Genomic DNA, 9,254 nt, shown 5'->3' with positions numbered 1-9,254 from the left:
CGGATCCTGCACCGGCTGGTCGAAGCATTCACCACCATCGCCCTTGTCTGGGCCGACGGCGGGTACGCCAACAGCATTGACTCCACCCTGGTGAGCTGGGCGAAAGACAGACTCGGGATCCTGCTGGAGATCGTGAAACGCACCGACGATGTCAAGGGCTTCAAGGTCCTGCCTCGCAGGTGGGTGGTGGAGAGGACGTTGGGTTGGCTGGTGCGCAACCGGCGCCTGGCCCGGGACTACGAACGGCTGACCGCCAACTCGGAGGCCATGATCAAGGTCGCGATGATTCGACTCATGACGATACGTCTGGCCTGCCAGGCGACTCGTTGGAACAACGCTACCGAGCGCGAAGCCGCCCGACGCATCAACGCCGAACGACTTCTCACTGCGTAGCCGTCCAGTTACCCGACAGTCTCTAAGACGCCTCGACGCTTTCTGTCGTCCGGGTCACGACGACCGATACGGAAAACCTCGCCGTGGCAGGCTGACAGGCATGGCAACGACAGCGCGTGTACGTGCGCCGGAACTCCGGGGCCGACAGTGGCTTAATACGGGTGGACAAAACCTGACATTGCGTGACCTTCGAGGTCGCTGCGTCTTGTTAGATTTCTGGACCTTCTGTTGCATCAACTGCCTCCACGTACTCGACGAACTCCGCCCGCTGGAGGAGAAGTACGGCGACGTGCTGGTGGTGATCGGCGTGCACTCGCCGAAGTTCGAGCACGAGAAGGACGCCGACGCGCTGGTCGCCGCCGTCGAGCGGTACGGCGTGCACCACCCCGTACTCGACGATCCCGAGCTGGACATGTGGCAGCAGTACGCGGCCCGCGCCTGGCCGACCCTCTCGGTGATCGACCCCGAGGGGTACGTGGTGGCCACGATGGCCGGCGAGGGTCACGCCGAGGGTCTGGCCCGGCTGATCGACGAACTGATCGCCACCCACGAGGCCAAGGGCACCCTGCACCGGGGCGACGGGCCGTACGTCCCGCCGCCGCCGCCGGAGACGGCGCTGCGCTTCCCGGGCAAGGCGGCGCTGCTACCGGACGGCAACCTGCTGGTCTCCGACTCGGCGCGGCACTCGCTGGTCGAGGTGGCCCCGGACGGCGAGACGCTGGTACGCCGGATCGGCTCGGGCGAGCGGGGTCGGGCCGACGGGCCCGTCGGCTCGGCGACCTTCTCCGAGCCACAGGGTCTGTGCCTGCTGCCCACGCACGTCGCCGAGGTGGCCGGTTACGACCTGGTGGTCGCCGACACCGTCAACCACCTCCTGCGCGGCGTACGGCTGGAGTCCGGCGAGGTGGTCACCGTGGCCGGCAGCGGGCGGCAGTGGCGAGCCTCGGTCGACGACCACGCCCACGACGCGCTCTCGGTGGACCTCTCCTCCCCGTGGGACCTGGCCTGGTACGACGACAAGCTGATCATCGCGATGGCGGGTATCCACCAGCTCTGGTGGTTCGACCCGATCAAGCGGACCGCCGGCATGTACGCGGGCACCACCGTCGAGGCGCTGCGTGACGGGCCGCTGGCCGAGGCGTGGATGGCGCAGCCGTCGGGGCTCTCCGTCTCGGCCGACGGCTCCCGGCTCTGGGTGGCCGACAGCGAGACCAGCGCGATCCGGTACGTCGAGAACGGGGTGCTGGGAACCGCCGTCGGGCAGGGCCTGTTCGACTTCGGGCACGTGGACGGGCCGGCCGAATCGGCGCTGCTCCAGCACCCGCTGGGTGTGTGTGCGCTGCCGGACGGCTCGGTGCTGATCGCGGACACGTACAACGGCGCGGTCCGCCGCTTCGACCCGGCCAGCAACCAGGTGTCCACGGTCGCGGACGGGTTGGCGGAGCCGAGCGACCTGGTGCTCACCCCGTCCGGTGAGGTGCTGGTGGTGGAGTCCGCCGCGCACCGGCTGACCCGACTCGCGCCCGGCGCGCTGTCTGCGGCTGGCGCGAGCACGGTGGACGGCCCCCGGCACCGTACCGAGCGCAAGCCAACCGACGTGGCGGCGGGCGAGGTCACGCTGGACATCGTCTTCACCCCGGCGCCGGGGCAGAAGCTCGACGAGACGTTCGGGCCGTCGACCCGGCTGGTGGTGTCGGCGTCCCCGCCGGAGCTGCTGCTGGACGGCGCCGGCACCGGCACCGAACTGTCCCGCCGGCTGGTGCTCAACGCCGAGGTGACCGGCGGGGTACTCCAGGTCACGGCCCAGGCGGCGACCTGCGACGCGGACGTCGAGCACGCGGCCTGCCATCTGACCCGGCAGGACTGGGGGGTTCCGGTGCGGGTGGTCGACGGTACCGCGACCCGGCTTCCCCTGGTGCTGCGCGGCCTCGACGCGTAGCGCAGCGGGCTCGATGCCCGGCGCTCAGGCGAACGGGGCCAGGGTGACTCCGGCGTCGATCAGGCTGGCGCGAACCAGTTCGGTGGCGGAGACCGCCCCCGGAGTGTCGCCGTGTACGCAGATCGACTCGACGGGACAGGGGATCACGGTGCCGTCCACCGCCACGACGGTCCGTTCGGTGGCCATCCGCACCGCCCGGGTGGCCACCTCCTCCGGGTCGCTGATCAGCGCCCCGGGCGTGCCGCGCGGCACCAGCGACCCGTTGGGCAGGTAACCGCGGTCGGCGAAGGCTTCGGCGACCACCGGCAGGCCCGCGCCGACGGCGAGTTGGGCGAGCGTCGAGCCGGGCAGACAGAGCACCGGCAGTTCGGGGTCGTGGCCGCTGACGGCGGCGACCACCGCCGCCGCCTGGGACTCGTCGGTGGCGGCGGCGTGGTACAGCGCGCCATGCGGTTTGAGGTACCGCACTCGGGTGCGAAAGAGCCGGCAGAACGCGTCCAGGGCACCCAACTGGTAGGTGATTTCGTCGCGTAGCTCGGCGAAGTCGTACGCGATCCGCCGCCGGCCGAAGCCGGCCAGGTCCCGGTAGCCGACCTGCGCGCCCACCGCGACCCCGTGCCGTACCGCGCCCTCACAGACCCGTCGCATGGTGGACGGGTCACCGCCGTGAAAGCCGCAGGCCACGTTGGCGCTGGTCACCAGGGCGAGTAGCGCGTCGTCGTCGCCGAGCCGCCAGATGCCGAATCCTTCGCCCAGGTCAGCGTTGAGGTCCATGGAACCTGACGGTAGTACCTGGCCGGGCCTGCGCGAGCGGGGTCACGTCGGTGACCACCCCGATGACCGGATAACCGCCGGTGGTCGGATGGTCGGCGAGGAAGATCAGCGGTTGGCCGTCGGCCGGCACCTGCACCGCGCCGAGCACGATGCCCTCGCTGGGCAGTTCGCCGGCCACCGCGCGGGGCAGGGCCGCGCCGGCGAGCCGCGCGCCGACCCGGTTGCTGACCGGGCTCACGGTGTACGCGCTGCCGAACAGCCGGTCGAGCGCGGTCGGAGTGAACCAGTCGTCGCGGGGACCGAGGCGTACGCCCAGACGCAGTTCCGGCGCGGGGGTCACGCCGATGGTCACGTCCACCGGCGCGGGCTCCCCGGTCGGCGGGCCGAGCGGAAGACGGTCGCCGTCGCGCAGCGGGGCCGGACCGAGCCCGGAGAGGGTGTCGGTGGCCCGGCTGCCGAGCACCGCTGGCACGTCGATGCCGCCGGCCACGGCCAACCAGCTCCGTACGCCCCGACGGGCCGGGCCGACGCGCAGCACCGTACCGGCGGGCACGGTGAGCGGACGGCCGGTGTCACCCGCCCGCTCACCGGCCCGGACGGTCACCTCCGCGCCGGTGATGGCCACGGTGGTCGCGCGGGTCAGCCGCAGCGCGCAGCCGGTCAGGGTGATCTCCAGGCCGGCGGCCTCCTCGGTGTTGCCGACCAGCCGGTTGGCGAGCCGCAGGGCGGCCGGGTCGAGAGCGCCGGACCGGGGTACGCCGAGGTGCGCCCAGCCGGGCCGGCCGAGGTCCTGCACGGTGGTGAGCGCCCCGGCACGAAGCACCTCGATCTCGGCGTGACCTGTCATGTCGCCACCATCCGCACGCGGGTGCCGGGGCCGAGCCGGGCGGGCGGGTCGCTGTCGACGTCGAAGAGGGTCAGGTCGGTCCGGCCGACCAGCATCCAGCCGCCGGGGGACGGGCTGGGATAGATGCCGGCGTACGGGCCGGCCAGCGCGACCGAGCCGGCCGGCACCCGGGTGCGTGGGGTGGGCAGCCGGGGCAGCGCCAGCTCGGCGGGGAGCCCGGTCAGGTAGGGGAAGCCGGGGGCGAAGCCGCAGAACGCGACCCGGAACCGGGTGCCGGTCAGGCGGCGCAGCACCGCCGGCACGTCGACGCCCCAGTGGTCGGCGACGACCGACAAATCCGGCCCGTCGAACAGAACCGGAACGACGACCTCCGTGCCTGTCCCGTTCGTCGATCTTGCAGTTTCTGCTGTCGAAATGACCCGATCGCGCCGTTCTGTCGGGACAGAACGTGCAAGATCGGCGGGGTGGGAGGGGGCGGTTTCGCTCGCGGTCGCAGCGACCGTGGGTGCCCAGCGGGACAGCAGTGCGGCGGTGGCGGTGGGGTCCGGCAGTCCGTCGAGCAGGACGGTGCTGGCCGCCGGCACGATCTCCACGGCGTCCAACTCCCCGCCTTCGCGGCGTTGCCACAGCTCGGCACGCCAGGCCTCGACCAGGTCAGCCGCCTCGGACACGTCGGTGGAAGCGGTGCAGTCGATCAGAAGGGCGTGCGCCCCGACGGGCCGGATCCGCATCGGCCCATCTTCGCCGACAAACCCCGTCCCATCCCTCGCGACCTTGCGTCAGCGGCGGTGTTCACGGTTACGGTGCCAAGCGTCACCGGCATTACTACTTGAAAGTAACCTACGGTGTCGTAACCTAAGGCCGTGACCACTCCCGCCCCGCTTCGCCTGAAGCCGGTCGACATCGGCAAGCCCCGGATGCGCGGCTGGCTGCACACGTACGCCTTCTTCTTCGCCCTAGTCGCCGGCATCGTGCTCTGCTCGATCGCCGCCACCCGACCGGGGTGGGCACCCCTCGTGAGCTGCGCCATCTACAGCCTGACGGTCTGCGGGCTGTTCGGCACCAGCGCCCTCTACCACCGTCGGGTGTGGTCGGAGCGCGGCTACCAGGTGATGCGCCGGATGGACCACTGCATGATCTTCGTGTTCATTGCCGGCACGTACACCCCGCTCTGCACCATGCTGCTCTCGACCCGGCAGGCCACCATCATGTTGGCCCTGGTCTGGGGTGGGGCCCTGGGCGGTGTGGCGCTGAAGCTCGTCTGGCCGCATGCGCCGCGCTGGGTCTCCGCGCCGCTCTACCTGGCGCTCGGCTGGGTCGCGGTCGCCATGCTGCCGGATATCCTGCACGGCGGCGGCGTTACGGCGCTGGTCCTGCTGATCGTCGGTGGCGTCATCTACAGCGTCGGCGCGGTCTTCTACGCCCTGCGCCGGCCCAACCCGTGGCCGACGGTGTTCGGTCATCACGAGTTCTTCCACGCGTGCACGCTACTGGCGGCGCTGTGCCACCACGTCGCGATCTACTTCGCGCTGTTCGCCTGAGCAAGTTCGTGCCTGCGAGCCGTTGGACAGCGCGGACGCAACTGCTCCCGGCCGCCGTGGCGGCTTGGAGCGCAGGGTGGTCGAGCATCCTTTGCTCTGCTTCAATCCAGGAAACGTTCGGCGTCCGATAATCGGACAGCGCCTGTTTCCTCTACTGAAGCAGAGCAAAGGGCGCTTGCGGCAGTGCCTCCTCGCCGCCCGACGCGCCCGTGCTGCCACCGATGCCGCAGCACTGTCGCGCCGCGTAGACACGCGAGCCGGGGCCCCGCCACGCTTGCGGAACCCCGGAGTGCGCGGCGCGAGGAACCCCGGAGTGCGCGGCGCGAGGAACCCCGGAGTGCGCGACGCGAGGAATCAGACCGGACGACCCGGCCGACGCACCTCGCGGTACTCCCGCATGACCTGGTCGTCCTGGACCGGCACCACCCGGTCGACCACCGCGGCGTCCTCACGGACCGGCGGGGCGATCACGGTACGACGCCGGCTGTTCCAGAAGTAGAGGGTGACGAGCAGGCCGGCGACACCGGCGAGCATCAGCACCCAGCCGACCACGGCCAGGTTCAGCCATCCCAGGTCGGCCTCCACGGCGAATGCGAAGATCGCGCCCAGCGCGATCAGGAAGATGCTGCCACCAATGCCCATGTCTCGCTCCTCGGCTCTAACCTGGCGTACGGCCCGCCGCGGCCGTTGGTAGGGGGTGCGGCATCCCTGGACATACCCCGGCAGGGAGATCGCCAATCGGGCAAGCTGAGGGCATGACGGACAGCCACGCCGACACACGGACACTGGTGTTGCTCCGGCACGCGAAGGCCGAGCCGGGCAGCGAGGGTACGGACGATGCCCAGCGCCCGCTCAGTGCCCGCGGGCAGGCCGACGCGGCGGCGGCAGGTGCGTGGCTGGCCCACCACGACCTGCTGCCCGACGTGGTGATCTGCTCGACCGCCCGACGTACCCGCCAGACCTGGCACGGCGTGGCGATGGGGATGGCCGGTACGCCGCCGGAGGGCGGACCGACCGGTCCCCGCCCGAACGTGCGCTACGAGCCCGGCGCGTACGACGCCCACCCCGAGGAGCTGTTGGCGCTGGTCCGGACGGCTGACCCGGCGGCTCGGGTCGTGCTGCTGATCGCTCACAATCCGGGCGTCTCGCTGCTGTCCGCGTTCCTCGACCCCGAGACGGCGGACGAGGAGGGACTGCGGACCGCCGAGCTGGCGGTGCACCGCGGCACGGCCACCTGGACCCAGTGGGGCCGGAGCGGGGCGCCGATCGCCCAACGGCACACGGCACGCGGCTGAGCCACCCGCCGGACAGGACGGGTGGCTCAGGCGTACGTGCTCAGGACGGCGGCGCGGTCGGCGGCGGAGGGTCCGGCGGCGGAGGCATCATCGCCGTGGGGTGGGACAGCCGGTTCTCCTCCACGATGAGGGTCCGGGCGCGCTTGCGCCGGTCCTGCCAGAACCAGAGGGTGGTCAGCAGCACGGCCAGCCCGGCCAGGATGAACACCCAGCCGACCGCGCGCAGGTCGATCCACCAGACATTGGCCCGGATCGCGAAGGTCATGATCGCGCCGAGCGCGATGAGAAAGATGCCGCTTCCTACACCCATGTGCGCTGCACTCCCCCGTGCGGTGGCTCTGGGCGTTCCCTTTCGTGGTCGAGGCGGGTTACCCGCCACGGCGGCGGCATACCCGACCGGGGCTGGTGAATACCGCTGACCGTGCGAGTCCGCAGACGTGACGACGGCCGGCGGGGGCACAGGCCCTCGCCGGCCGTCGAGAGGGTGCCGGGTGGTGCGACCCGGAACCGCTCAGGCGTGCCGTGGCACGGTCAGAAGGCCTCCTCCGGGAGGTCCATGATGTCGAGGTCGGCGCCCTCGATGATCCGCCGGTCGGCGCCGATGCGCGGCAGCACCTCACGGGCGAAGAACCGGGCGGCGGCCACCTTGCCGGTGTAGAACGCCTTGTCGGTGCCGGAGACCTCGCCAGCGAGGGCCTTGAGCGCGACGTCGGCCTGCTTCTGGAGCAGCCAGCCGACCACCAGGTCACCGATCGCCAGCAGGAACCGGCGGCTGCTCAGGCCGACCTTGTAGAGCGCACGGGCGTCGCCGGCCTGCGCCTCGCCCAGCCAGCCGGTCAGCACGCCGAGGATGTTCTGGATCTCGGCCAGCGCCCTGCCGAGCGCCTGCCGCTCCTCCTTGAGCTGGCCGTTGCCCGCCTCGCTGGAGATGAACTCCTGGATCTCGCCGGACACCGCCATCAGCGCCTTGCCGTTGTCCCGCGCGATCTTGCGGAAGATCAGGTCCAGGCTCTGGATGGCGGTCGTGCCCTCGTACAAGGTGTCGATCTTGGCATCGCGGACGTACTGCTCCAGCGGGTAGTCCTGCAGGAAGCCGGACCCGCCGAAGGTCTGCAGAGCCTCGTGCCCGAGCAGCTCGTACGCCCGCTCCGAGCCGACGCCCTTGACCAGGGGCAGCAGCAGGTCGTTGACCCGCTTGGCCAGCTTGGTGGCCTTCTCGTCGCCGGCCGCCTCGGCGATGGCGACCTTGTCCTGCCAGCTCGCGGTGTAGAGGACCAGCGCGCGCAGGCCCTCGGCGTACGACTTCTGCAGCAGCAGCGAGCGGCGTACGTCCGGGTGGTGGGTGATGGTGACCCGCGGTGCGGTCTTGTCGGTCTGCTGGACCAGGTCGGCGCCCTGCACCCGGTTCTTCGCGTACTCCAGGGCGTTGAGGTAGCCGGTGGAGAGCGTGGCGATCGCCTTGGTGCCGACCATCATCCGGGCGTACTCGATGATCATGAACATCTGCCGGATGCCGTCGTGCCTGTCGCCCAGCAGCCAGCCCTTGGCCGGTACGCCGTGCTCACCGAAGGTCACCTCGCAGGTGTTGGAGACCTTCAGGCCCATCTTGTGCTCGACGTTGGTGGCGTAGACGCCGTTGCGCTCGCCCAGCTCGCCGGTGGTCTCGTCGAAGTGGAACTTGGGCACCATGAAGAGGGACAGACCCTTGGTGCCGGGGCCGCCGACGCCCTCCACACCGACCGGGCGGGCCAGCACGTAGTGCACGATGTTGTCACTCAGGTCGTGCTCACCCGAGGTGATGAAGCGCTTCACGCCCTCGATGTGCCAGCTGCCGTCGGGCTGCTGGATCGCCCGGGCGCGACCCGCGCCCACGTCCGAGCCGGCGTCCGGCTCGGTCAGCACCATCGTGGAGCCCCACTGCTTGTCGATGACGAGCTTGGCCCAGCCCTTCTGCCGCTCGGTTCCCTCGACGTACAGCACGTGCGCGAAGGAGGGACCGGAGGAATACATCCAGACCGGGGCGTTCGCGCCAAGCACCAGCTCGGCGAGGGCCCACCAGAGGGCACGCGGGGCGTTGGTGCCACCCAGGGCCGGCGGCAGGTCGAGCCGCCAGAACTCGGAGTCCATGAATGCCTGGTAGGACTTCTTGAACGACTCCGGCAGCGGCGCGGTGTGCGTGGCCGGGTCGAAGACCGGAGGATTGCGGTCACTGGCCGTGTAGCTGGCGGCCAGGTCCTCGCGGGCGAGGCGGTCCACCTCGGCGAGGAAGCTCCGGGCCGTGTCGGCGTCGAGTTCCGAGTACGGCTCCTGGCCGAACACCCGGTCCGCCCCGAAGACCTCGAACAGGTTGAACTCGAGGTCCCGAAGGTTGCTCTTGTAGTGGGTCATGCTCACTGGCCCCGCTTCCGGACAGGTGTTACCGATCAGTAACCACGACTGTATTATTCGCGGGTAGGAAGCGACAA

General features: G+C 70.7%; 10 protein-coding genes. 4 read left to right on the top strand and 6 right to left on the bottom strand.

Features of this window, described 5'->3' with window-relative positions; all coding sequences use genetic code 11:
• On the top strand, positions 1-393 hold a 393-nt coding region (locus ACLQ24_RS02585), incomplete at its 5' end, for a transposase (RefSeq protein ID WP_425888781.1).
• Positions 394-493: 100 nt separating this feature from the next.
• Positions 494-2,332: an NHL domain-containing thioredoxin family protein gene (locus tag ACLQ24_RS02580; RefSeq protein ID WP_425888780.1), complete on the top strand. Its 1,839-nt coding sequence runs from the start codon at positions 494-496 to the stop codon at positions 2,330-2,332.
• Positions 2,333-2,356: 24 nt separating this feature from the next.
• Here ACLQ24_RS02580 and ACLQ24_RS02575 read toward each other — a convergent pair whose 3' ends face one another.
• From ACLQ24_RS02575 to ACLQ24_RS02565, 3 genes are read right to left on the bottom strand one after another with little or no spacing between them, the layout of a single operon-like run.
• The gene (locus tag ACLQ24_RS02575; RefSeq protein ID WP_425888779.1) at positions 2,357-3,106 is read right to left on the bottom strand and encodes a LamB/YcsF family protein; all 750 of its coding nucleotides are present in this window, start codon (positions 3,104-3,106) and stop codon (positions 2,357-2,359) included.
• A complete protein-coding gene (locus ACLQ24_RS02570) occupies positions 3,090-3,953 on the bottom strand; it encodes a biotin-dependent carboxyltransferase family protein (protein ID WP_425888778.1) in 864 nt (287 codons plus the stop codon). The genes ACLQ24_RS02575 and ACLQ24_RS02570 overlap by 17 nt, the downstream gene beginning before the upstream one ends.
• Positions 3,950-4,684, bottom strand: coding sequence for a 5-oxoprolinase subunit B family protein (locus ACLQ24_RS02565; protein WP_425888777.1), 735 nt, complete (start codon positions 4,682-4,684; stop codon positions 3,950-3,952). Before ACLQ24_RS02565 ends, ACLQ24_RS02570 begins: the two co-directional genes overlap by 4 nt.
• A gap of 132 nt (positions 4,685-4,816) precedes the next feature.
• Here ACLQ24_RS02565 and trhA point away from each other — a divergent pair, with 132 nt between their 5' ends.
• Positions 4,817-5,494, top strand: a complete 678-nt coding sequence (gene trhA / locus ACLQ24_RS02560) for a PAQR family membrane homeostasis protein TrhA (protein ID WP_425888776.1) — start codon at positions 4,817-4,819, stop codon at positions 5,492-5,494.
• Positions 5,495-5,848: 354 nt separating this feature from the next.
• Here the strand turns inward: trhA and ACLQ24_RS02555 are convergent, their stop codons facing one another.
• Positions 5,849-6,136, bottom strand: a complete 288-nt coding sequence (locus ACLQ24_RS02555) for a DUF6458 family protein (protein WP_425888775.1) — start codon at positions 6,134-6,136, stop codon at positions 5,849-5,851.
• A gap of 113 nt (positions 6,137-6,249) precedes the next feature.
• On the opposite strand from ACLQ24_RS02555, the gene ACLQ24_RS02550 reads away from it, so the two are divergent.
• Entirely contained in the window at positions 6,250-6,789 is a 540-nt protein-coding gene (locus ACLQ24_RS02550; RefSeq protein ID WP_425888774.1) for a SixA phosphatase family protein, read from the top strand.
• Between the two features lie 40 nt (positions 6,790-6,829).
• Here the strand turns inward: ACLQ24_RS02550 and ACLQ24_RS02545 are convergent, their stop codons facing one another.
• Both ACLQ24_RS02545 and ACLQ24_RS02540 read right to left on the bottom strand, forming a co-directional pair.
• Positions 6,830-7,099: a DUF6458 family protein gene (locus ACLQ24_RS02545; RefSeq protein ID WP_007454197.1), complete on the bottom strand. Its 270-nt coding sequence runs from the start codon at positions 7,097-7,099 to the stop codon at positions 6,830-6,832.
• A gap of 221 nt (positions 7,100-7,320) precedes the next feature.
• The gene (locus ACLQ24_RS02540) at positions 7,321-9,177 is read right to left on the bottom strand and encodes an acyl-CoA dehydrogenase (RefSeq protein ID WP_425888789.1); all 1,857 of its coding nucleotides are present in this window, start codon (positions 9,175-9,177) and stop codon (positions 7,321-7,323) included.
• Positions 9,178-9,254 lie beyond the last annotated feature (77 nt).

It is taken from the genome of Micromonospora sp. DT4 (genome assembly GCF_049841675.1).
Classification (GTDB): domain Bacteria; phylum Actinomycetota; class Actinomycetes; order Mycobacteriales; family Micromonosporaceae; genus Micromonospora.
The sequence above is the reverse complement of the archived record's forward strand: the minus strand, read 5'-3'. Positions and strand labels throughout refer to the sequence as shown.